The organism is Actomonas aquatica (assembly GCF_019679435.2).
Taxonomy (GTDB): Bacteria; Verrucomicrobiota; Verrucomicrobiia; order Opitutales; family Opitutaceae; genus Actomonas; species Actomonas aquatica.
Genome location: NZ_CP139781.1, coordinates 2,785,061 through 2,809,487 on the forward strand (window position 1 = coordinate 2,785,061; position 24,427 = coordinate 2,809,487).

The 24,427-nt window shown below is 65.6% G+C and carries 12 protein-coding genes; 10 read left to right on the top strand and 2 right to left on the bottom strand.

All coding sequences use genetic code 11. The features are described from left to right. Positions 1 to 280 precede the first annotated feature (280 nt). A complete protein-coding gene (locus tag K1X11_RS11020) occupies positions 281 to 3,892 on the bottom strand; it encodes a TonB-dependent receptor plug domain-containing protein (protein WP_221032135.1) in 3,612 nt (1,203 codons plus the stop codon). Positions 3,893 to 4,321: 429 nt separating this feature from the next. Then, positions 4,322 to 5,512 (bottom strand): Gfo/Idh/MocA family protein, encoded by a 1,191-nt coding sequence (locus K1X11_RS11025; protein ID WP_221032134.1) that lies wholly within the window; start codon positions 5,510 to 5,512, stop codon positions 4,322 to 4,324. Positions 5,513 to 5,843: 331 nt separating this feature from the next. Between K1X11_RS11025 and K1X11_RS11030 the strand changes: the two genes are divergently transcribed. The 10 genes from K1X11_RS11030 to K1X11_RS11075 all read left to right on the top strand — a co-directional run bounded on the left by K1X11_RS11030 (position 5,844) and on the right by K1X11_RS11075 (position 24,117). Next, the gene (locus K1X11_RS11030) at positions 5,844 to 8,405 is read left to right on the top strand and encodes a glycosyl hydrolase (protein ID WP_221032133.1); all 2,562 of its coding nucleotides are present in this window, start codon (positions 5,844 to 5,846) and stop codon (positions 8,403 to 8,405) included. Beyond that, the gene (locus K1X11_RS11035; RefSeq protein ID WP_221032132.1) at positions 8,402 to 9,325 is read left to right on the top strand and encodes an alpha/beta hydrolase; all 924 of its coding nucleotides are present in this window, start codon (positions 8,402 to 8,404) and stop codon (positions 9,323 to 9,325) included. Before K1X11_RS11030 ends, K1X11_RS11035 begins: the two co-directional genes overlap by 4 nt. Positions 9,326 to 9,415: 90 nt before the next feature. Then, on the top strand, positions 9,416 to 11,455 hold the full coding sequence (locus tag K1X11_RS11040) for a rhamnogalacturonan lyase (RefSeq protein ID WP_225919580.1): 2,040 nt from the start codon (positions 9,416 to 9,418) through the stop codon (positions 11,453 to 11,455). A 165-nt stretch (positions 11,456 to 11,620) separates the two neighbouring features. After that, positions 11,621 to 13,438 carry a glycoside hydrolase family 27 protein gene (locus tag K1X11_RS11045; protein ID WP_221032131.1) on the top strand — a complete coding sequence of 606 codons (1,818 nt, stop codon included), beginning with the start codon at positions 11,621 to 11,623 and terminating at the stop codon, positions 13,436 to 13,438. A 205-nt stretch (positions 13,439 to 13,643) separates the two neighbouring features. Then, a complete protein-coding gene (galA, locus tag K1X11_RS11050; RefSeq protein WP_221032130.1) occupies positions 13,644 to 16,484 on the top strand; it encodes a beta-galactosidase GalA in 2,841 nt (946 codons plus the stop codon). A 34-nt stretch (positions 16,485 to 16,518) separates the two neighbouring features. Continuing rightward, positions 16,519 to 17,886 carry a hypothetical protein gene (locus tag K1X11_RS11055; RefSeq protein ID WP_221032129.1) on the top strand — a complete coding sequence of 456 codons (1,368 nt, stop codon included), beginning with the start codon at positions 16,519 to 16,521 and terminating at the stop codon, positions 17,884 to 17,886. 6 nt (positions 17,887 to 17,892) lie between these two features. After that, entirely contained in the window at positions 17,893 to 19,842 is a 1,950-nt protein-coding gene (locus K1X11_RS11060; RefSeq protein WP_221032128.1) for a sialate O-acetylesterase, read from the top strand. 273 nt (positions 19,843 to 20,115) lie between these two features. Beyond that, on the top strand, positions 20,116 to 21,003 hold the full coding sequence (locus K1X11_RS11065; protein WP_221032127.1) for a 2-dehydropantoate 2-reductase: 888 nt from the start codon (positions 20,116 to 20,118) through the stop codon (positions 21,001 to 21,003). A gap of 225 nt (positions 21,004 to 21,228) precedes the next feature. Further along, positions 21,229 to 22,446, top strand: a complete 1,218-nt coding sequence (locus tag K1X11_RS11070) for an MFS transporter (RefSeq protein ID WP_221032126.1) — start codon at positions 21,229 to 21,231, stop codon at positions 22,444 to 22,446. 126 nt (positions 22,447 to 22,572) lie between these two features. Further along, on the top strand, positions 22,573 to 24,117 hold the full coding sequence (locus tag K1X11_RS11075; protein ID WP_221032125.1) for a rhamnogalacturonidase: 1,545 nt from the start codon (positions 22,573 to 22,575) through the stop codon (positions 24,115 to 24,117). Positions 24,118 to 24,427: the final 310 nt, after the last annotated feature.

The window sequence follows — 24,427 nt, forward strand, 5'->3', positions numbered from 1 at the left end:
TGAAGCAATATCCAGCAGACAGAGGGGCCGAACGGGGGTCCTTAAGAGAGAGATGCGGGGTTCGGGCGGTGTCCTGGGACACCCGCTCGGGATGAAGACTTAAATGAGCAATAGGGTGCGTATAGGACAACGGAAGTGGATTCTGACAGTTCGCGGACGGGACAATTCTTAGGTCAATTTGGCCCGTTTGGTCCCCCATTCCCCCGGGTTTTGCGATGCAAAAAAAAGCCCCCGGACCACGCGGTCCGGGGGCATGCATACCTGAACTAATTAACCTGAATCAGAACTCGAACTTGGTCGAGAGGATGAACTGACGCGGGTCGACAATGCGGTAGGCGTTGGGCGAGGCGTCGTAGTTCACACCGACGACGCGCAGACCGCCGCTCTCGAACGCGTTGACCACGTTGAGCTGAGTCTTCATGCGCACCTTGTCGTTGAAGACTTTGGTGGTGTAGGAGATCCACAGATCGACGTAGGTATTGGCGCTATCGTAGATCGGGCGGGTGGTGTCCGACAGCGTAAGGTCGGTCGAACCGGAGGCGACGTTGGCCTTACCGTAGTAACCGATGATGGCCTTGTCTTCCCAACGGGCGCTACCGCCAACGGAGAAGCCCTTCATGACACCTTCGTCGAAGGTGTAGTTGGTCAGGAAGGACCAGCGATACTTGCGCTGACCGGGAGCAGCCTGACCGTCGAGGTCGCGAGCAATCGCATACTGCGGGGTCACCACGCCGTCGTAATAGAGTTGGGCGTTGGTGAGGCCCCACTGGTTGTCGAGGCGGATGTTGCCGTTGTAGCCATAGGAGGACCAGAAGTCCGTGAGGTCGACCTCCACACCGTTGTTCATGGTGTAGCTGGCGAGGTTCTGATACTGCGGGAGCAGGTAGTCAGCCGCACGGGCGGAGGACCACGCCGGGTTGCGCACCTCAAACCACTCGTCGAACTGCTTCAGCACGTTGGAGTATTTGGTCTCCTGCTGACCGGCGGTGAACTTCATCGTCCAGTTGCGGTTCGGGTTGTAGGTCAACTGAACTTCCACACCCTCAGCAACAGCGTCGCGGGTGGCGTAGATGCTGCCGATGTCCGTGTAATAGTCATACGGCAGACCCCAGATGGCGGCCGTGGCGTCGTCGAGGGCGTCGAGCTGGGCCTGGGTATAGTCATCGGTGTTGAAGTCTTCACCGGTGGGATCGAGGCCGTCATTGATCATGGCGATCGTGCGGGCCCAGTTGCGGAACAGCGTGGTGTCGACGTTACCGGTCAGGCGGGAGATCGAGGTGCCCGGATTGGTGCGCTCGTTCATATTGGTGGCCTTGAACCAGTTCACACGAGCGAACAGCTTGTTGTCCATGAGGGAGAACTGGAAGCCCCAGTCCTCACCTTCGCCGGTCGGCTTCGGCAGGGCATTGCCAAAGGCATCAACCTGCGCGGAGGGCGGCGGATTGAAGTTGTCCGACTTGTTGTAGGAGAAGCCGAGGCTGCTGATGAACTGATGGAACTGCGAACCTTCGGCCGCACGGTCTTCGATACCGCTCCACTTGGAGAACGGACGCAGCACCGCACCGGTGGTGCGGGTCGTGCCGGAGAGCTCATCCCAGTAGTTCCAACGCTGCTGCACGAGGTCGGTCTGGAACCAACCATCAACGAAGGCTTCGTCCCAAGGCAGGCTGCCTTCGATCTGCTCGCCGCCCGCGGTATCCAAGATGGCACCGAGGGTGGTGTTGCGGGCTTTGTAGTCGTCTTTGCGCACGCCGAACGTGGTCACGAGACGATCATTCCACAAGTTGCTGGTGATACCGAGGCTGGTAGAGTCGACCACGCGCTGGGTGCCACCGGTGCCCCATTGGGCATCGATGAAGCCCATGGTGGTGCCGAGGTCACGCCACTCGGAGTGGTTGTAGTCGTAATAGCCATACCGACCATTGTAGGTGAGGTTGTTGAACTCACCGGCGGCGCGGGTGACGTTGCCGAGCGGCTGGTTGCCCGGGTTGCCCAGGTAGAACTTGCGGATGTTGCTGCGGCGCTGGCGGGTCCACGCGGCGGTGGTCGGGTCCTGCGCCCAGAAGATGGTGCCGTTCTCAATCTGGTCGTCTTCGATCTCAAACCAGCGCTTACGCGTGAAGGTCGAGTCGACGTCGTTGCGGCTCCACAGACCGAGCACCTGGTGACTACCAAACCACTTGGTCCAGTTGTCGTTGTCGGTGAAGTCCGGCGTCCACGCGATCATCGCACGGTAGTTGTCGTTGGTTTGAGTGTGGACGAACTGGTCACCATCCTGATCCTGCACGTAAGGCTGGCCGAAGTAAGGATTCGGCGTGCCATCGGGCAGCGAGATGTTCGTGTCGACGAAGATCGTAGCGACGTTTAGCTGCGAGACCGTGTAGTTCACGGCATCCTCAAAGTCCTGGCGGAACCAACCCGCGCTGAAGTTGAGGCTCGGAAGAATCTCCTGCTCCAGTTCGACATTGTAGGTCGTGTTCTCCTGATGGCCGAAGTTGGACTGCAGGATGTTCACCTTCTCCCAATCGTAGATGCTCTTGTCGGAGACGCCCGGGTAGCGGTAGCTGCCGACACCATTGCCGGTCGCGGTCCACAGGGCGGACTCAGTCACCGTGGTGTTGTAGGCTTGGTCCCAGGTCGGATTTTCGAAGATCGAAGCTTCCGCCAGCGGATAAGTGTTACCGGAACCAAAGGCGGTGTTGTAGCGCGCCGCGGTCCAGTAAAACCAACTCTGAACCTGCCCGTCCTGGATCTGCATGATCGGACGACTGGAGGTGGCGGGAGCAATGCCCGGAGCGTAAAACACCGAGGCCGGATCGGACAACGTGCCGCTGCCCAGACCATAGATGTTGATGCCGTTGTAGCGGGTCTGCTCCGCATTCCAGAGAGAGGGGTCGTAGTTCGGCAACCCCATGATGTAGTCGCGCGTATCCTCGATACGCGGCGATCCCGTGCGCAGCGCGATCGGCCCCATGCTTTCACCGGTCACGGTGCTGTGCAGCATGCCCGTGGCGGTGTCGAAGCCCCAGCCGCCACCAGTGCGCCACTGCGTGACAGTATCACGAGGCGTGAGCGTATTCGGGCGACGGTTGTCGTTGTCGTATTGCTCAACGGAGGCACGGATCACCGTCTTCTGGAACGGACGGAAGGTCAGCGCACCATACATGCGCGTCGTGTCGTCGTAGGACGGCTTGCGCTCGAAGCGCTTGTTGTCCGACAGGATCGCACCGTAGATGGCGAGTTTGTCGTCAATGAGCCCCTTGTTGAAGGTGGCGGCAGCGCGGAAGGAACCACGATCGTCCACCCGGAAGGACGCCGAATAGTTGTCCTTGTTGAGCACGGCCTGCGCGGTGCTTTGGTTCACGATACCGGCCGGGCTGCCCATGCCGAAGAGCATGGAATTCGGACCGCGGCTGATTTCAATCGACTGCACGTTGTAAGCGTCGAACGGCACCTGCGAGATCGTCGGGTAGAAGTTCTGCGAGGAACTGGGCACGCCCAAACCACGCACGCGATTGGCGGTCGCATTGGTTTGCGGGTTGCCGTCACCACCGTGCGTGTAGCCGGCATTGACGTCGACCACACCGTCATTGCGCAGCGACTGAATCGCCGGCGTGTAGGTGGAGGAACCTTCGGTGTTGGCCTCGTAACGGAAGACATCGTTGATGTCCGTCGAAGCGGTATCTTCCAACTGCTGCGCGGTGATCACGGTGATCGATGCCGCCAAGTCGGCGACGTTCGTGCGCATGCGGGAACCAGCGAGGGTGTTCTGGGCGAAGTAGCCCTGGTCTTGGGTCGTATCGACCTGGAACGGAGTGAGGGTGATGATCTCTTCTTCGTCCGAATCGGAAGACGTTTCTTCCGTGGTTTGCGCATAGGCCGTGGAGCCCAACGCGAGAGCCAGGAGAGTTCGCGGAACGCGACCAAACCGACTCCGGGGGATGGAGGGTTTCTGCATCATTGTGTAGCTTGGGGTTGGGTAAGAGCGAGAGACGTAGCTGCGCCTATCCGGGCAAGCGACGAACTTTGCTCAAGGGTTAGTCCCCGTGAAAAACGGGGAAGAGGGGTGAAAACAGGGGTAGAGGGGTGAGGGGAAAAACGAAAAAAATCTTGGGGCTCGCGCCTTCGGATTTGAAGCAATCGCTGGATAACACGAGTGGGGGCGGGCTACGACAACGGCCTATATGTCGGACAGTTCGGGCAAATGTTAGCGCATTGCGCTAAATTTGACCGTATTCACGATCGCGATACCTCGCGCCCCCGTCGTCCGCGACAGACAGAGCCGCACCCTATCCTCCTGCAGCTATTGAACTTAATAAAGTCAGGACGACTCCACCCAAGCCGCATCCCGCGGCGTCAGGGTGCTGCCCTCAGCGTGCGCGGTGCGCATGGCGAATTCCAGCTCGCGCACCGCCGGGACGGCGGTGACATCGGCGGGGTTATCCCCCCAGTCGATCAAGTGTGGATCAAAATCACTAATGGGCGTGCCCGCGTGCAACGCACTGATGAACGCCGTGTGCCGCGCAGCCACCGCGGGCGAACACACCCGCGCCGTCGGATCGGTCATGCGGCGCAGCACCGCATCCATCATGTGCTGACGCGCACCATGCACCGGCAACAGGCGACGTGACTGTTTCTCACCGCCCTCGCACTGCCACCACGCCTCCTCTTCGTAGCGCCAACAGGCGACGCCCTTGGAGCCGCGAATCTCGATCACTGGCTCGATGGTCGTGCGCGACGCATGGCTGGCACCAAACCATAACTCGATTCCTTCCGGAGTGCGGGAACGGACCACGCCAGTATCAAAACTCTCGATCGCGTGCGTCCGATAAAGCTCGGCTTCCACAATCTCCACCGAGGCCGCATCACACTCGCGCGGATCCGCGAAAAAGAGGCTCAGCATCACGAAGTGGGCAAAGGCATTGTTGAGCGGCGAATCCAGCACCGGCGTCCCGTTGGAGGCCAGCCGTCCCGCCCAATTGTTGCGCAGGAAATACTGCCGCGCCCGCGGCCACAGCCCGAGGAAACGCACCGATTTGATGTCGCCAATCTCCCGGTTCACCAGCTGCTGCTTCAGCCACTGCGTGCCGGGCTCGTAGAAATCCTGGAAACCCACCGCCACAAAGCGGCCATGCTTACGCTCCGCCGCCTGGATGGCCTCCGCCTCCTCCATCGAAGCGCACAACGGTTTTTCAACCATGACATTCGCCCCGGCCTCCAGCGCCGCGATCGTCATGCAAGCGTGCCAGTGAATGCCCGTCGGCACCAGACAGAGGTCGATCGCGCCCGCTTCCTCTTGTAACATCACTTGATAGTCGGCGTAGATGCGACAGCCCTGCTCTCGCAGCCAGGCCATCGTTTCCACTTCATCATCAGGATTGATGACGACGGCCGCCACCAGCTGCAAACGCTGCTGCGCGAGGCTCTCTTTCACCAATTGGACGTAAACTTGACCGTAGCCGGAAACCCCGATCAAAGCGACGCGCGGGCGGGTGGAGGACGAAGAGGACATGGTGGGGGAGACAACCGCCGCAGCACCTGCCTCAACCATCAGGTGAGGACAAAACCGCGGGAGTATGGTGCCGAAAAGGGGTTAGGGAAACGGCAGGAAAGGATTGGGGAGTGTGAAAGGCAACACGCTGGAACGAGTGCCACCGGAACAGGTTGCGGACGCTAGAATCCCGCTTGGATTAAGCCACGCGATGCATTTTTTGACAGTCAGAGCGAGCTCACTTCGCTTCGCGTTCGCTCCACTCCCCCACATCCCCCACCGTCGCCCCATGCCCCGCCCCCCTGTTCCCCTGCGTGTTGTCCTGACCCTGTGTCTTTGCTGTGCCGGTATCTTGAATACAGTCCGTGCCGCCCCCCCCACGGCCTCCTCCCATGAGGCGCCAGACAGCACCAAACCCTGGACCCGCTGGTGGTGGCCCGGCAGCGCAGTGGATCCCGCCGGTCTCACCGCCCAACTCGAGGCTTTCGCCGACGCCGGGATCGGCGGCGTCGAAATCACGCCGATCTACGGCGCCCAGGGAGCCGAGGACCGCTACCGCGACTTCCTCTCCCCTGCGTGGACGGCCGCCTTGCAACACACGCTCAACGAAGCCCAGCGCCTCGGCCTCGGCGTCGACATGGCCACCGGCACCGGCTGGCCCTTCGGCGGCCCCTGGGTCACTCCGACCGACGGTTCCCACCGCCCCGTGCTCGGCGCCGACGGACAACTCATCGGCGCCCCCACTGGCATGCAGGTAAAACGCGCCGCTCCCGGCGGTGCCGGTCTCGTGCTCGATCCCTTTTCCGCCGCCGCACTCCAGCGTTACCTGGAACCGATCAGCGACGCCCTCGCCCCCTTCCCCGGCAATCCCACCCTACGCGCCCAGTTTCACGACTCGTTCGAATACTACGGGGCCGGCTGGACCGCCGGCATCGACCAGGCCTTCGTCGCCCGCCATGGCTATGAGCTCGCCCCCTACGCCGCCGCGCTCCTTGGCGAAGCGCCACTACCGACCGACGACCTGACCCGCCTGCGCGCCGACTACCGCACCTTGCTCGGCGAGTTGCACCTCGAATACCTCCAGGCCTGGACCGCTTGGTCCCACGACCACGGCTGGATCACCCGCAACCAATCTCACGGCGCGCCCGCCAACCTGCTCGACCTCTACGGCGCCGTCGACATTCCCGAGACCGAAACCTTCGGCTCCACGCCTTTCCCATTTCACGGTATCCGCCGCATTGATACCGAAATCCGCGGCAACGACGACCTGCCCGAACCGCTCATGATGAAGATGGCCTCCTCGGCCGCTCACGTCATGGGTCGCCCGCTGGTCTCCAGCGAAACCTGCACCTGGCTTCGCGAACATTGGAAGGTGTCCCTCGCCATGGCCAAGCCCGAGATCGATCGCCTCTTCGCCAACGGCATCAACCACATCTTCTACCACGGCACCGTCTATTCGCCGCCCGACGCCGCCTGGCCCGGCTGGCTGTTCTACGCTTCCACCCAGTTTAATCCCAACAACTCATGGTGGCAGGATTTCGCCGCCCTCAATGCCTACGTCGGCCGCATTCAAACCGTCCTGCAAAGCGGCGAGCCCGACAACGAAGTGCTGCTCTACTGGCCCTACGCCGACGTCACCCATCGCTCGGACGTCGATCTCGTGCCGCTGCTCACCGTGCACCACGTCGACTGGCTCACCGGCTCCCCCTTTGGCCGCACCGCCCGCGAACTCGCCACCGCCGGCATCGCCACCGACTACGTATCCGACGCTCAACTACTGACTACCACCGTCGATGCCCGCGGCCAACTCGCCACTCCGGGCCATACCTACCGCGCCCTCGTGGTGCCCGCCGCCCAGCACCTGCCCCTCGCCACCCTGCGCCAACTCCGCGACCTCGCCGCCGCCGGTGCCCGCATTCACTTCACCGCCCTGCCTGCCGACGTGCCGGGGCTCGGCCACCTCGAGACCCGACGCGCCGAGTTCGCCACCTTACTCGACGAACTCCGCGCCCTCGCCGCGCAACCGGACACCTCCCTCACCCTCGGCGGCCACCCGGCCCCGGCCCTCGCCAACGTCGCCCTCACCCGCGAGCCGCTGGCATCCTCCGGCCTGGAATATATCCGCCGCCGCACCGACCAGGGCTGGGCCTATTTCGTCACCAACCTCACGGCCGATGATTTTGACGGTTGGCTTCCCCTTGGCGTATCCGCTCCTTACCTACAAGCGACCGACCCGCTCACCGGCCGCTTCGGCGAACCGATCCATCGCACCGCGGCCAACGGCCCCGGGGTCGAGCTGCGCCTCCAACTCGCCCCCGGCCAATCCGTGTTGCTCACCGCATCCCACCAGACTCTCCCCGGCTCGACGATGACATGGCCCCCGGTGCAACCCGCCGCCGCCCCCACTTCCCTCACCGGCGACTGGACCCTCACCTTCCTGCGCGGCGGCCCCGTGCTGCCCGCCTCGACCCGACTCGACGCGCCGATCGACTGGACCCAACTCGACGACCCCGACGCCCAACGTTTCGCCGGCACGGCGCGCTACGAACTCACCTTCGAGCTGCCCGACGCGCCCGCCGGCACCACCGACTGGTTGCTCGATCTCGGCGACGTGCGCGAGAGCGCCCGCGTGATCCTCAACGGCGAGCTCGTCGCCACCCCCTGGAGCGTGCCCCACCGCATCCGTCTCGGCGCCCACCTCCGCCCCGGCAAGAACGTGCTTCAACTCGATGTCACCAACCTCTCCGCCAACCGCATCCGCGACCTCGATCGCCGCGGCGTGGAGTGGCGCATCATGCACGAGATTAACTTCGTCAATATCCACTACCGCCCCTTCGATGCGTCCGAGTGGGACCTGCAACCCTCCGGCCTGCTCGAAGTCCCCACCCTCACTCCGCTCACCCCCGCACCATGAAACTTCGCCTCCGTCGCCTCAGCCGCTTCTTGCTGCCCTCGCTCATCGCCGTGACCGCCGCTCTTGCCAACCCGCCCGCCGACGGCACCGTCATTCCGCTTTGGCCCGAGGGTGTGCCCGGTCAGCTCGGCATCTTGGCCGATGAGCAATGGGAGGATGGCCGCGTGCGCAACGTGCAGGAACCCACCCTCACCTACTGCACCCCCGCCGTCGACCGTCCCACCCGCACCGCCGTCATCGTGTGCCCAGGCGGTGGATACACCGTGCTCTCCTTCGAACGCGAGGGCTGGCAATACGCCCGCTGGCTCTCCCAACAAGGCATCACTACCTTCATCCTGAAAAATCGCCTCAAGGAATACGGCCACCCTCACCCCCTGCGCGACGTGCTGCGCGCCATTCGCCACGTGCGCGACAACGCCGCCGCCTACGGCATCGATCCCGATCGCATCGGCGTCATGGGCAGCTCCGCCGGCGGCCACCTCGCCGCCTCCGCCTCCACCCTCTTCGATCATCCCGACGGCAAGACCGGCGCCGCCATCGATGCGGTGAGCGCTCGCCCCGACTTCGCCATCCTCATGTATCCGGTCATCTCCATGGCCGATGGCGTCACCCACGAGGGCTCCCGCCGCAACATCACCCACGAGGATCCCGCTCTACGCCCCCTCCTCTCGCTTGAAGACCAGGTCACCGCCGCGACCCCGCCCACCCTCATCATCCACACGCAGGACGATCAATCGGTGCCCGTCGCCAACGCCCTCCGCTACTACACCGCCCTTAGCGAAGCCGGCGTGCCCGCCGAACTCTACATTTTTCAACACGGCCCCCACGGCATGGGCCTGAAACCGGGCCTCGGCACCGCCTCCTCCTGGCCCGACCGCGCCCGCGAATGGCTCCAAGATCGCGGCCTCACGCTGCGCTGATTCCGCTGAACGGTCACCCGCGCGACGGACGGTCAGATTCCGCCGTCCCCTGCACGCGGCGGTGAGTTGGACATGGTGCCTTTTCACCCCATGAAACCTCACTGCTTCCTTCTGTCCGCTCTCGCGGCCTGCCTCCTCGCGGGCAGTCTCGCCGCCCAACCCATGGTCGAACGCCTCTCCCGCGGCGTCACTGCCATTCATCAGCCCGACGGCTCCGTGTTCGTCACCTGGCGCCTCCTCGCCGACGATCCGGCCAACATCGCCTTCAACCTCTACCGCGAGACCGGGCCCAATCCCGACATCCCGCCCGACAGTCCTTTCGCCTCGCGCCGCGATCCGCGCGCCGGCCTCGCTCGCGTCAACGCTGAGCCACTCACCGCCGGCACCTGGTTCATCGATCGCGACGCCTCGCTGTATCGGGAAACCCGTTACACGGTCCGTCCGATCGTCAACGGCGAGGAATGTGCCCCCAGCGCCGCCTTCACCTTCGCCTCCGGCGCCGCACCAATGCCCTACCACGCCGTGCCCATCGATACGCCGGAGGGTTACACGCCCAACGACGCCTCCCTCGGCGACCTCGATGGCGACGGCGACTACGAGATCATTCTCAAACAGGAACAACGTCCGCGCGACAACTCCCACTCCGGTTACACCGGCGAAACCTTGCTCCAGGCCTACACCCTCGCCGGCCAACATCTCTGGACCATCAACCTCGGCAAAAACATCCGCGAGGGCGCCCACTACACCATGTTTATGGTCGCCGATCTCGACGGCGACGGTCGCGCCGAAGTCGCCTGCAAAACCGCCGACGGCACCATCGATGGCCTCGGCCAGGTGATCGGCGACCCCGCTGCCGATTGGCGTGAGGGCGGCACCACCACTGTGCCGTCGCCCGATCGCTCCGGCGCCGAAGTCACGCCCGATGGCTACCGCGCCCGCATGGAAGGCCGCATCATTCGGGGCCCCGAATACCTCACCGTTTTCGACGGCCTCACCGGTGCCGCCCTCGCCACCGTCGATTACATTCCCGGCCGCCATCCCGACACCGACACGCCCACCACCGAACAGATGGCCGCCATCTGGGGCGACGGTTACGCCAACCGCTCCGACCGTTTCCTCGCCGGCGTAGCCTACCTCGACGGTCACTTGCCGTCCCTGCTCTTCTGTCGCGGTTACTACACTCGCTCGGTCATCGCCGCGTGGGATTTCCGCGACGGTCAACTGACTTCCCGCTGGGTCTTCGACAGCGACGACCACGGCCCACGCAACGGCAGCAACCCTTGGCGCGGTCAGGGCAACCACCAGCTCTCCACCGCCGACGTCGACGACGACGGTCGCCAGGAGATCATCTACGGTGCCATGGTCGTCGATGACGACGGTTCCCCGCTCTATACCACCGGCTGGGGTCACGGCGACGCGCTGCACGTGTCGGACTTCGATTGGACCCATCCCGGCCTAGAGGTGCACGACATCCAGGAGCGTTTCGACAAAGAGGGCATGAGCCTGCGCGACGCTCGCACCGGCGAGCCGCTCTTCCTTCTGCCTTCGGTCAAAGCGGCCGAGGACGGTGGCGACAAAGGTGAAGGCCCCGGCCGCGGCAACGCCTTCAACATCGATCCGCGCTTCCCCGGTGCCGAGATGTGGGCCGCCGGTGCCGAGGTCGACGGCCTCTACGCCGCCGACGGCACCGTCATCCTCGCCAAACGCCCGCGCGGTTTCCCGGTCAACTTCGGTGTCTGGTGGGACGGCGACCTCCTGCGCGAACTTCTCGATGGCAACCGCATCCTGAAATGGAACTGGGAAACCGAGTCGATCGATCCGCTCCTCGTCGCCCACGCCTCCACCTCCAACAACGGCACCAAAGCCACGCCCGCCGTCTCCGCCGACCTCTGGGGCGACTGGCGCGAAGAGGTCATTTGGCGCGCCCGCGACAACTCCGAGCTGCGCATCTACACCAGCACCATTCCGACCCCGCATCGCCTCGTCACCCTCATGCAGGACCCGCAATACCGCACCGCGATCGCCTGGCAAAACACCGCCTACAACCAACCCCCTCACCCCAGCTTCGCCCTCGACGAATCCCTCCCCCTGCCCCCGCCACCCGCGGTCACCTTCCCGGAAACCAAATAGGCGTCAGCCCAATCCTCCGCCCCCCTCCACGCCGCCCCACCCGGGCGGCGTTTTCATTTCCCCCGCCCCAAACCACGCCTAACGGTTCGCCCCCGAAAACGCTGTTCCCTCTCCGCGCCCCCACCTAGCCTGCCCCGCTCCCCAAACCCCGACCTCTCCGCCTCCATGTTCCGTCCACTCCGTCTCGCCACTCTCTCGCTCGCCGTGCTCACCACCGCTTCCGTCTCTTCCGCCAACGCTTCCGCCACCGAATCGTCCCCCCACGATTCCACCTTCCTCTCCTGGGCCGCCACGCCGCCCATGGGCTGGAACAGCTGGGACTGCTTCGGCACCACCGTGACCGAGCCCCAGACCAAGGCCCAGGCCGACTTCATGTCGGAACACCTCAAGGACCACGGCTGGACCTACATCGTCGTCGACATCCAGTGGTATGAACCCGACGCCAAAAACCACGCCTACCGCGCCGGCGCCCCGCTCACCATGGACGCCTACGGTCGCCTCCAACCCGCGCCCAACCGCTTTCCCTCCGCCGCCGACGGCGCCGGCTTCAAGGCCCTCGCCGACTACGTGCACGCCCGCGGCCTCAAGTTTGGCCTCCACCTCATGCGCGGCATCCCCCGCCAGGCCGTCCACCAAAACGTGCCCATCCTCGGCACCGACGGCATCCACGCCCAGGACATCGCCAACACCGATTCCATCTGCCCGTGGAACCCCGACATGTATGGCGTCGATATGTCCAAACCCGGCGCCCAGACCTACTACAACAGCGTCTTCAACATGTTCGCCGAGTGGGGCGTCGACTACGTGAAGGTCGACGACATCTCCCGCCCCTACCACGACCACGAGTCCGAGATCGAAGCCATCCGCCACGCCATCGATCAAACCGGCCGCCCCATGGTCCTCAGCCTCTCCCCCGGCGCCACCGCCCTCTCCGCCGCCGACCACGTTGCCCAAAACGCCAACCTCTGGCGCATCAGCGACGACTTCTGGGACCGTTGGCTCGCCCTCCACGAGCAGTTCGAGCGCCTCGCCAACTGGAACCCCCACCGCGTCACCGGCGCCTGGCCCGACGCCGACATGCTGCCCGTCGGCGTGCTCGACCTCGGCCGCCGCTCCACCCGCTTCACCGCCGATGAGCAACGCACCATGATGACCCTCTGGAGCATCGCCCGCTCGCCCCTCATGCACGGCGGCGACATGACCAAAACCGACGACTTCACCCTCGCTCTCCTCACCAACGACGAGGTCCTCGCCGTCAACCAACACAGCACCAACAACCGCCCGCTCTTCGACCACGACGAGCTCATCGCCTGGGTCGCCGACGTCCCCAACGATCCTGCCGGCGCCAAATACCTCGCCGTCTTCAACGCCCGCGACCGCGTGCGTCTCCTGCCGGAATACGCCGACTTCATCAGCGAGCCCATCACCGCCGGCCAAACCGAGCCGCTCCAGCTCGACCTCGACGTCACCGGCGGCACCCAGGTCATCCTCACCAACCTGCCTGGATGGGACGGCCCCGGCCAAAACCCGCTCGTGTTCTCCGCCCTCACCGCGCACTTCGCCGACGGTCGCACCGTCGACCTCACCGCGCAGGGCTGGTCCGCCGTCGACTCCCCGTGGGACGCCGCCGGCCAACACGACGCCACCGCCGACGCCCCGGCCCGCATCACCATGCTCGCCCCCAGCAAGGTCGCCTTCGACCTGCCCACCGACGCCACCCGCTTCACCGCCACCGTTCACTTTGAGCACCCCAAGGGCGCCCAAGAGGAAACTTTGCGCCTCGTCGCCGTCGTCGCCCGCGCGACCAACACCGACACCCGCGCCAGCGTGCCGATCCCGGTCGACCTGAACGAACTCGGCCTCAACGGCCCGGTCGCCATCCGCGACCTCTGGACCCACCAGGACCTCGGCGAGCAAACCGGCACCTTCGCCCCCGAAGTCCCCTTCCACGGCGCCGGCCTCTACCGCCTCACGCCGCAGTAAATCGCCGGCGCGCCCCGCCCGCCGCCCCCATCCTCCCGTCCGGTCCTTCCCCTCCTTCCAGTGCGCCGGGTCACCTCGTATGACCCGGCGCTTTGCGTTGTGGGCGGAGCCCGTCCGCCCCAATATCTCCCGCACCCCAAAAACGCCCACCCCGACCGCATCGCATTGACGCCCCTCGGGGTTTATCGCTAAATCTTACGGTTCCATGTTCTCGCTCCGCCGACTCCTCCCCTTGGCCGGCCTGCTGGCCTTTGCCCTCTCCGCCTCCCTTTCCCTCCAAGCCGCCGACTCGCCCCGCGAGCGCACCCGGCTCGACGCCGATTGGCGCTTCGCCTTCGGCCACCCGTCCGACACCACCCAGGATTTCGGCCACGCCACGGGCTACTTCTCCTACCTCGCCAAGACCGGCTTCGGCGACGGTCCCGCCGCCGCCCAATTCGACGACCGCGCCTGGCGCGTCCTCGACCTGCCTCACGACTGGGCGGTCGAAGCGCCGTTCTCTCCGCAGGCCAGCCACAGCCACGGTTACAAGGCCGCCGGCAAGGGCTTCCCCGAGCGCTCCGTCGGCTGGTATCGCAAGACCTTCACCGTCCCCGAATCCGACCTCGGTCGCCGCATTTCCGTCGAGTTCGACGGTGCCTTCCGCGCCGCCCGCGTCTGGGTCAACGGCTTCTACCTCGGCGAGCACCCGAGCGGCTACACCGGCGTGCAATACAACCTCACCGACTACCTCAACTACGGCGGCGAAAACACCATCAGCGTGCGCGTCGACGCCTCCATGGAAGAGGGTTGGTTTTACGAGGGCGCCGGCATCTACCGCCACGTCTACCTGCTCAAAACCGACCCGGTTCACGTGAAGCCTTGGGGCACCGCCGTCACCACCGACGTCTCCAACGACAACACCGCCGCCACCGTCCACATCGCCACCGAGCTCGTGCACTCCGGCCGCGAGCCGACCACCGTCACCGTCGAGCAAACCCTGCTCGGCCCCGACGGCCAGACCGTCGCGTCCACCACCCTCGCCCCCGTCACCCTCGCCCCCGGCGACGAGCCCACGCTCAAGGCCGACGTCGACGTCGTGTCCCCCGCCCTCTGGTCCAACGTCACCCCGCAGCTCCACACCGCCGTCACCACCGTCAAAGCCGCCGACGGCTCCGTGCTCGATCGCTACGAGACGACCTTCGGCATTCGCTCCATCCGTTGGGATCCCGACCAAGGTTTCTTCATCAACGGCCAGCACCTGAAGCTCAAGGGCATCAACCTCCACCAGGACCACGCCGGCATCGGCGCCGCCCTGCCCGACGCCATGCATGAGTTCCGCCTCCGCAAGCTCATGGCCTTCGGCGTCAACGCCATTCGCGTCGCCCACCGCCTGCCCCCGCCCGAGCTCCTCGACGCCTGCGACCGTCTTGGCCTCATGGTCATCGACGAGAACCGCCTCCAGGGCATCAACCGCGCCCAACTCGACGAGTTGCGCGACATGATCCGCCGCGACCGCAACCATCCCAGCGTGGTCATCTGGTCGGTCGGCAACGAGGAGTGGGCCATCGAGGGCAACATCCTCGGCGCCCGCATCACGCAGACCATGCAGGACTTCGCCCAGCGCCTCGATCCGTCCCGCCGCAACACCGTCGCCATCTCCGGCGGTTGGGGCGGTTCCTCCACCACCGCCGATGTCGTGGGTTACAACTACATCAACCAGTCCAACCCCGACCAGCAACACGCCGACTTCCCCCATCAGCCCGGCGTCGGCACAGAGGAAACCTCCACCCAAAGCACCCGCGGCATTTTCTACACCGACGCCGCCAAAGCTCACCTCGCCCCCCTCTCCCGCGGTGACTCCGGCGGCAACAACGAGGTGGGATGGAAGTTCTACGCCGCCCGCCCCTTCCTCGCCGGCCTCTTCTACTGGACCGGCCTCGACTACCGCGGTGAACCCACGCCCTTCGCCTACCCGGCCGCCCTCTCCCAATACGGTCTGCTCGATATCTGCGGCTTCCCCAAGGACAGCACCTACTACTTCAAATCCTGGTGGACCGATGAGCCCACCCTCCACATCGCCCAACACTGGAACTGGCCGGAACGCCTCGGCGAGGAAACCCAGGTCACCGTCTACTCCAACCACGAGGCCGTGGAACTCTTCCTCAACGGCACCTCGCTCGGCCGCCAGGACATGCCGGTGAACAGCAAGCTGCACTGGATGGTCCCCTACACCCCCGGCAAACTCGAAGCCCGCGGCTACCGCGGCGGTGAGCTCGTCCAGACCACGATCGTCGAGACCACCGGCCCCGCCGCTCACCTCACGGTCTCCGCCGAGGAGCCCACCGTCGGCGCCGACGGCCCCCGCCTCGTCATCTACACCCTCTCCGCCACCGACGCCGCCGACCGCACCGTCCCGCGCGCCGACAACCTCGTTTCGCTCGAGGTCTCCGGCGGCACCATCATCGGCGTCGGCAACGGCAACCCCGGCTCCCACGAACCCGACCGCTTCATTCCCACCAGCGAGTTTAAACTCATCAACGGCTGGGTGGGTCGCATCGCTCCCGCCGACATCACCACCCCGGCCGATCCCACCACCCTCAAGCCCATGCTCGAGCTCGGCGCCTACCGCGCCACCCTGCCGACTGCCGACGAGATCTACGACCTCACTGGCACCTTCGAGCTCAGCGAGATTCCGGCCGACGCCACCTTCGACCTCTACCTGCCGAGCGTCGGCGACGCGGTCACGATCTGGCTCAACGGCCACGTCCTCGCCACCGACCTCGACACCACCACGACCGGCCCGAGCTTCACCCTCGACCGCGAGCTGCTGCAGGTCGGCGCCAACCGTATCCAAATGTTCGTGACACCCACCGCCGGCCCCAACCGCATCCCCGAGCGTCACGACCTCGGCCTCGTCCGCATGTTGACCGCCGCCCCGCCCGCCCAGCGCGCGCTCTTCAACGGCCTCGCCCAGGTCATCGTCGAAGCCGACTCCGCCGACACCCCGGTCACCCTCCAAGCCACCAGCGAAGGCCTCACCTCCGCCTCGGCCACTTCGCGGTAACCTTCGTCCCGGGATGAGGTCACACCACTCCGGCATGCCCCACCCCACGCACCTCCTCCCCATCCTTCTCGCCTCGGCGGTCGCTCTCACCGCCGAGGTTTCTCCTCACCCCACCCAACCCGGCCGCCTCGTCGACACCCGCGGCGATCTCGCCGTCGAATACTCCCCCGGCCAGGAGGCGTGGGTGGAGATGGGATTCGTTCGTCTCCAAGCGCTCATCGACGCACGCGCCAACGCGCCCGCCCTGCCGACGCCGGCCCCCGACCCAACACTCCTCGGCTCGGTCGCCAACGTCCACGCACAGCGCGACTCCTTGTTGGCCGCCACCGCCTCCTCCATCGGCCTGGCCGCGCCGTCCGATCTGCAGGCGCGCACCTTCGACACCTTCCTCGGTTACTACGACCTGCTGACCGAACTCACCCTCGCCTCCGCCACCCGCCTGCCCGCCATGCTCGAGCCCCGCCGCGTTGGCATCTGGCAATTCGACGATCTCAAACAACGCCTCATCGATGGGGCCAAAATCCCCGGCATGTATTACGATCCGGCCACCGATCGCGGCGGCTATGATTTCGCCGGCAACCTTAATGACCCGGAACTCAACGCTCGCATCGCGACCATCAAAGCGGCCATTCGGCAACAGGAGGTAAAGCACGCCTTCCACCAGGACGCCGACGGCGTCTCCGCCGCTTTCTCCCTCACGCCCCCCGCCGACCTCGATACCGCGCCCACACCTTCCGAGGCAGACACCGCCGCGAAGCCCGCGCCCGAACCCCTTATCGTCCCGGTCGTCTACCGCGGCGCCTTCGATCTGCCACCGGATCCCGCCGCCTTCAAATCTCTCGGATTCCTGTCCCCCGATGCCGTCGCCACCGTCCTGGAACGAGCTTCCGCCTACCGCGATCCGCGCACTGTCTTTGTGATTCTCCACGAGACCATCGAACTCGGTCTCTTCGAAAACATCATCCGCAGCCCCGACCGCCGCTGGCTGTGTGATGGCACTGCCAACGTCATCGCCTGGCGCATCATGCGCGATGCCTTCGGCGTCGACTTCGCCAATCAAGGTTACGACCTCGACGCCCAACTCCGGCGCTACGCTCCCCTGCAACAGCAGATCGATTTGGTGAAGTGGTCCGCCACCGAAAACCAAACCACCGGCGATCAGGACACCGCGCTCAACAAGGCCCACTACGCCTTCGCCACCCGCGCCATCTTCCTCCTCACCGCGGCCCACGGTGAAGACGCCCTCGCCACGCTCTGGGGCGACGTTGCCGCCGTCGGACTCGAAAAGGCCTCCGCCAAATCCTTCGCCACCGCCCTGCGCAAACGCTACCGCGCCAATCTCAAAAAACTCATTCGCGCCGCCGAGACCGACCCCATCCCGCCCGCGCCTCCATCCGCCTGATTTCCCATGCTCCGTCGACTCCTGACCCTCACGCTGCTCAGCGGCTTCGCCTTCTCGCTGGCGCACGCCGAACTCAAACTCGCCGCCCCCTTCGGCGACCACATGGTCCTGCAACGCGGCCACCCCATCCCTGTCTGGGGTTGGGCCGATCCCGGCGCCGAGGTCACCGTCGATTTCGCCGCCCAATCCGTGAGCACCACCGTCGACCCCACCGGCGCCTGGCACCTCACCCTCCCCCCGCTCGGCACCAGCGCCACGCCTCGCGACTTCCAAGTCACCGCCAATCAAAAATCAAAAATCGAAAATCAAAAATTCACCGACGTCCTCGTCGGCGAAGTCTGGCTCGTTGGCGGTCAGTCCAACATGGAACGCCAGCTCGGTCCCCGTCCCGGCCAGAAACCCATCATCGGTTGGGAAGCCGAAGTCGCTGCCGCCGATCGCCCGCTCTTCCGCCAGCTCTACGTGACCCAAACCCGCGCGCTCACCGCGCAAGCCAGCGTCGAAGCGTCGTGGTCCGTCTGCACGCCCGACACCGCCGATGATTTCACCGCCGTCGGATATTTCTTCGGCCGCGATCTGCGCGCCGCCCTCGGCGCCAATGTTCCCGTCGGCATCATCCACAGCTCCTGGGGCGGCACGCCCGCCGAGGCCTGGACCAGTGAAGCCGGTCTCGCCGCCTTCCCCGAATTCACCGACGCCATCAGCACCTTGAAGTCCACCGGCGAAGACGAAGCCGAAGCCTTGCAACGTTACCTCGACAGCCTCGACGCCTGGTTCGCCCAATACGATCCAGGCACGACCGCCGGCGCCGATTGGACCGCCCCCACCCTCGACGCCTCCGACTGGGACACCATGACCCTGCCGGTCGCCTGGGAAAACGCCGGCCACGATGGTTACGACGGCCTCGGTTGGTTCACCCGCCGCTTCGAGCTCCCCGCTGCCTGGCAAGGCCAGGATCTCACCCTGCGCCTCGGCCGTATCGACGACATCGATACGACGTGGTTCAACGGCCAGCTCCTCGGCACCACTACCGGCTGGCAGACCGAGCGCGTTTACACCGTGCCCGCCAGCGCCCTGCACGCCGGCACCAACGTCATCACCGTGCGCGTGCTCGACACCGGCGGCGGCGGCGGCATCTGGGACGCCGATTCCCCGCTCGATCTCGCCCCCGCCGATGCCACCCCGCTCAACCTCGCCGGCGACTGGCACTACCGCCTCGCCGCCAATCTCAAGGAGACGCCCTACCCGCCGCAGGACCTGCGCAACAGCTCCGGTGCCCCCACCGGCCTCTACAACGGCATGATCGCGCCGCTCGTCCCTTACGCCCTGCGCGGCTTTGCCTTCTACCAAGGTGAATCCAACGCCGATCGCCCGACCCAATACCGCACCCTGCTCCCGGCCCTCATCGCCGATTGGCGCGCCCAGTGGCAGGACGACACCCTGCCCTTCCTCTTCGTCCAAATCGCTCCGCACGAAAGCCAGCCGCCGGAGATCCGCGAAGCCCAACTCCTCGCGTGGCAGGAAACTGAATACACCAGCATGGTCGTCACCCTCGATGTCGGCGACGCCACCGACATTCACCCCGCGCAAAAGGAACCCGTCGGCCAACGCCTCGCCCTCGCCGCCCGCGCCCTCGCTTACGATGAGGACCTCACCTACTCCGGCCCGGTCTTCGAGTCGGTGAGCTTCGACGGCGACACCGCCATCCTCCACTTCACCCACGTGGCCGACGGCCTCGTCGCCCCCGGTGGCACCCTGCGCGGCTTCACCCTCGCGGGCGCTGACGGCGAACACCACGCCGCCACCGCCACCATCAAAGGCGACACCGTGCGCGTGAGCTCCCTCGACGTCCCCGCGCCCACCACCGTCCACTACGCCTGGGCCCACGTGGCCAACGGCAACCTCTTCAACACCGCCGGCCTCCCCGCCTCCCCCTTCCGCACCGACCACCCGTAAAACCGCGGGTCTTCACACCAAGGCAGCAAAGAAAGCAAAGGTCCTCCCCCCTTAGCTACCTTTGCTACCTTGGTGTTTAAAAAACTCAGCCGGAAGGCTCCATGTCCCCACCACGCCTGCCTCCCGGCCACCACCTTCCTTCCCTTCGTTTCCATCTGTAAAAAAGTCCGTGCCTCTCGGCCAGGCCCGGTCCAGCCGCAGCTGCGTAACGTTTGCGCATCCTCCGCTAAATGAGGATTGGGCCGGCCTCCGTCCGCCCGTAGCACTGCCACCATGTCCACTCGCATCGCCATCATCGGTCCCGGCGCCATCGGCGGCACCCTCGCCGCCCTTCTGCAAACCCGCGCCGACCTCTCCGTCTCGCTCATCGCCCGCACGCCGTTCGCTGCGCTCTCCGTCGAGCAGCCCGATGGCTCTGTCCTGAGCAGCAGCCCGCCCGTGCTCACCACGCCGAGCACGCCCGCCGAGGCCTTCGACTGGGTCTTCGTCGCCACCAAAGCCTACGACGCGTCCTCCGTCGCGCCGTGGCTCAACGCCCTGCTCTCCCCCATCACCAAGATCGCCATCCTGCAAAACGGCGTGGAGCACCGCCAACGCTTCGCCGAGCTCGTGCCCGCCGCCCAACTCCTGCCGGTCATGGTCGACCTGCCCGCCGAACGCACCGCCCCCGGCGTGCTCCGCCAACGCGGCCCCGCCCTCCTCCGCGTCCCGGCCGACCCCCTCGGTGAGGCCTTCGTCGCGCTCTTTGCCGACACCGCCGTCGACGTCAAAACCTCCGACGACTTCCTCTCTGTGCTCTGGCGCAAGCTCACCATTAACGCTCCCGGTGCGGTCAACGCCCTGCTCGATCAGCCCAATCACATCGTCCAGCAACCGGCCATCGCCGAGCTCATGCGGGGCATCATGCTCGAAGTCATCACCGTCGCCAACGCCGAGGGCGCACAGCTCGACCCGACCCTCGCCGACAAAATCCTCGCGTCCATGCGTCGCGCCGCGCCCGACGGCATCAACTCCCTCCACGCCGACCGCCGCGCCGGCCGCACCATGGAGGTCGACGCCCGCAACGGCGCCGTCGTCCGCGCCGGCCAACGCCACGGCATTCCCACGCCGCTCAACACCATGGCCGTCACCCTCCTCACCGCCCTCCAACCCAAAACCTGACGCCGGAGAAATTTACAGGCGGCAACGGAGGAAAGCAGAGCCACTCCGACGCAACGTCTCACACCAAGGCAGCAAAGAAAGCAAAGGCCCTCCTCTTTGCTCCCTTTGCTACCTTGGTGTTTAAAAAGCTCTGTGATCTCTGTGCTCCCTCTGTGTCCCCTCCCCGCCTGCCTCTCCGCCCACCTTCCTTCGCTCCCTTCCTTTCCTTCTGTAAAAACCAACTCCGTGCCTCCCGTTCCCACCACCGTTCCAGCACCTTCAGCCGCCACCCGAGGCGATTCCTACCTCGGCTTGCTCGGCACCACTGTGCTGCTCGGCCTCGGTTACTCGTTTGTTTATCCGTTCCTCTCACTCTGGGGCACGCAACACATCGGTCTCAGCCCGGTGCAGTTCAGCGTCTTCATGACCGTGGTCATGGGCGCCGCCATGATCTGGAACCTCACCGTCGGTCACCTTTCCGACCTTCGCGGCACCCGACGCGGCTGGCTGCTTCTCGGTGCGGCCTCCGGCATGCTGGGTTACCTCGGTTACGCCTTCATCGAACACCCGCTCGCCCTCACCGCCATCGGCTCACTCGTCATCGGCGCGGCCGCCATCAGTTTCCCCCAACTCTTCGCCTACGTGCGCGAGTGGAGCCTCGCCCGCGTCGCCGCCGGCACCAGCAGCCGCCCGGCGCACATCACCATGAGCCAGGTTCGGGTCTGCTTCTCGCTCGCCTGGACCGTCGGCCCCGCCACCGCCGCCGCCGTGGTGGCGCGCTTTGACTATCGTGGACTCTTCCTCGCCGCCGCCGCGCTCTACGCCCTCTTCCTCCTCGGCATCGCCCGCTACGTCGCCGTCGCCCCTCACTCCTCCACCGACGCCGCCTCCACCCCGCGCGCCTCCCTCCGCGAAGCCCTCCTCCAGCGCGACCTCCTCCTCGGCTTCGTCGCCCTCGCCTTCAACTTCGCCGCCCACGCCCTCAACCTCCTCAATCTGCCGCTGCTCATCAACGGCGAGCTCGGCGGCAGCACCCGTGACCTCGGTATCGCCCTCGCCATCGGTCCCATCGTCGAGTTGCCCCTCATGCTCTGGTTTGGCCGCTGCGCCTCCCGCCGCGGTCGTCACTGGCTCATGATCCTCGGCCTGCTCGGCACCGTGCTCTACTTCGCCGGACTCTCCCTCGCCACCACCCCGTGGCACGTCTTCCTCGTCCAACCTTTCAGCGGCCTGTCCTTCGCCATCCTCACCAACGTCGCCATTGTCTACTTCCAGGACCTGCGCCCCGGTCAGGCCGGCCTCACCACCAGCGTGTTCTCCAACTCCGCCAACGCCGGCAACCTCCTCGGTTACCTCAGCTTCGGTTTCGCCGTCGATGCTTTCGGCCACCAAGGCGTGCCCCTCATCACCACCGGCCTCGGCCTCATCGGCCTCATCGTCTTCCTCTTCATGCGCCGAGAGTAGCCCCGACTATTCAAACTGTCCTTCTCCACGCCCCTCCCGCGCGCTCACTTCCTCAGTTCAACTACAGATTCCCCTCGGTGCGTAGGCGGTAGCCGAAGCCATCTGTGTCCATCTGTGGTTAAAAAAATGCCCCTTCCCACGTTCAACGTCCGCGATCACGGCGCCGTCGGTGACGGCACCACCCTCGATTCCCCCGCCCTGCAACGCGCCCTCGACGCCGCATCCGCCGCCGGCGGTGGCACCGTGCTGCTGCCCGCCGGCACCTACCTGAGCTTCACCCTCCACCTGCGCAGCCACGTCACCCTGCACCTCGACGCCGGCGCCACCCTGCTCGCCGCCACGCCCTCCGTCGAACTCGGCGGTTACGACCAGCCGGAACCCAACCCCTGGGGCGACGAGCTGCAGTATCAGGATTTTGGACACAGCCACTGGACCAACAGCCTGCTCTACGGCAATAACCTCACCGACGTCGCCATCACCGGTCCCGGCCTCATCGACGGCCGCGGTCTCCTCCGCCACGCCACCTACACCACCGCCACCGGCGACCCTGGCCCCAACGGCACCGCCGCGCCCGGCACCAAGGTCACTCTTTCCTCCGGCCACGGGGACTCCGTTGCCGATCCCCTCGGCCACGGCAACAAGGCCATCGCCCTGCGCGCCTGCACCGGCGTCACCCTGCGCGACTTCCGCCTCTTCCGCGGCGGTCACTTCGCCCTGCTCGCCACCGGCGTCGACGATCTCACCATCACCGGCCTGCTCATCGACACCAACCGCGACGGCCTCGACATCGATTGCTGCCGCCGCGTGCACATCGCCCACTGCACCGTCAACTCCCTCCAGGACGACGCCATCGTGCTCAAAACCAGCTACGCCCTCGGCGAGCTGCGCCACTGCGAACACGTCACCGTCGAACACTGCACCGTCTCCGGCTACGACCTCGGCACCGTGCTCGACGGCACCTACGGCACCAGCACCTATTACGCCCCCGACCGCGACGGTCCCACCGGCCGCATCAAGATCGGCACCGAGTCCAACGGCGACTTCCGCCACATCACCGTCCGCGACTGCACCTTCCGCCGCTCCCGCGGCCTCGCTCTCGAAACCGTCGATGGCGCCACCATCGAACACGTCATCGCCGAACGTCTCGACCTCGAGGACGTCACCAACGCCGCCATCTTCCTGCGCATCGGCAACCGCGCCCGCGGCCCCGAAGGCACGCCCGTCGGCGCGCTGCGCGACGTTGTGATCCGCGACTTCAACGCCCGCAACGTCGACGGCCGTTTCCCCCTTCTCCTCGCCGGCCTACCGGGTCATCCGCTCGAAGGTATCCAACTGGAAAACGTCACGGTCGAATCCACTGGCGGCATCACCCTGGCCGACGTCGCCGCTCAGTCCGACGAACACGTGAACGCCTTCTTCCTGCGCAGCGACGAACCCGGCGTCACCGGCCCGCGCGGCACCAGCATCGCCGACGTCCCCGAACGCGAACGCGGTTACCCGGAGCCCTCCATGTTCGGCCTCCTCCCCGCCTCGTTGCTCTTCGCCCGCCACGTCCACGGCCTCCGCCTGACCAACGTCACCGTCACCCACACGAGCCCCGACGAACGCCCCCCCGTCCTCCTCGAAGACGTCACCGGCCTAACCCTCGAAGGCGGCAACCTCACCGCGTGATCCCTCTTTCTCTTTCCTCTTTATCTTTATCTTTCTCCCCACCGACCGAACCCACGTCCTCCATCACTAAACAGGCGGCGCTCCGCGCCGTCAGATAAAGATAAAGAATAAAGAGAAAGAACCCGAGGTCCCCACCACGCCTGCCACTCCACCGCCGCTTCATCACACCAAGACAGCAAAGAAAGCAAAGGCCCTCCTCTTTGCTCCCTTTGCTACCTTGGTGTTTAAAAAAACTCGGTGCCCCTCTGTGCTCCCTCCGTGACCTCTGTGTCCCCACCACGCCTGCCTCTCCGCCCACCTTCCCTCCTTC

What these genes read in the sequence shown, in the direction of transcription:
- galA (WP_221032130.1), top strand. Translation starts at nt 13,644, where the DNA reads ATGTTCTCGCTCCGCCGACTCCTCCCCTTGGCCGGCCTGCTGGCCTTT.
- K1X11_RS11065 (WP_221032127.1), top strand. Translation starts at nt 20,116, where the DNA reads ATGTCCACTCGCATCGCCATCATCGGTCCCGGCGCCATCGGCGGCACC.
- K1X11_RS11055 (WP_221032129.1), top strand. Translation starts at nt 16,519, where the DNA reads ATGCCCCACCCCACGCACCTCCTCCCCATCCTTCTCGCCTCGGCGGTC.
- K1X11_RS11075 (WP_221032125.1), top strand. Translation starts at nt 22,573, where the DNA reads ATGCCCCTTCCCACGTTCAACGTCCGCGATCACGGCGCCGTCGGTGAC.
- K1X11_RS11040 (WP_225919580.1), top strand. Translation starts at nt 9,416, where the DNA reads ATGAAACCTCACTGCTTCCTTCTGTCCGCTCTCGCGGCCTGCCTCCTC.
- K1X11_RS11035 (WP_221032132.1), top strand. Translation starts at nt 8,402, where the DNA reads ATGAAACTTCGCCTCCGTCGCCTCAGCCGCTTCTTGCTGCCCTCGCTC.
- K1X11_RS11060 (WP_221032128.1), top strand. Translation starts at nt 17,893, where the DNA reads ATGCTCCGTCGACTCCTGACCCTCACGCTGCTCAGCGGCTTCGCCTTC.
- K1X11_RS11025 (WP_221032134.1), bottom strand. Translation starts at nt 5,512, where the DNA reads ATGTCCTCTTCGTCCTCCACCCGCCCGCGCGTCGCTTTGATCGGGGTT.
- K1X11_RS11045 (WP_221032131.1), top strand. Translation starts at nt 11,621, where the DNA reads ATGTTCCGTCCACTCCGTCTCGCCACTCTCTCGCTCGCCGTGCTCACC.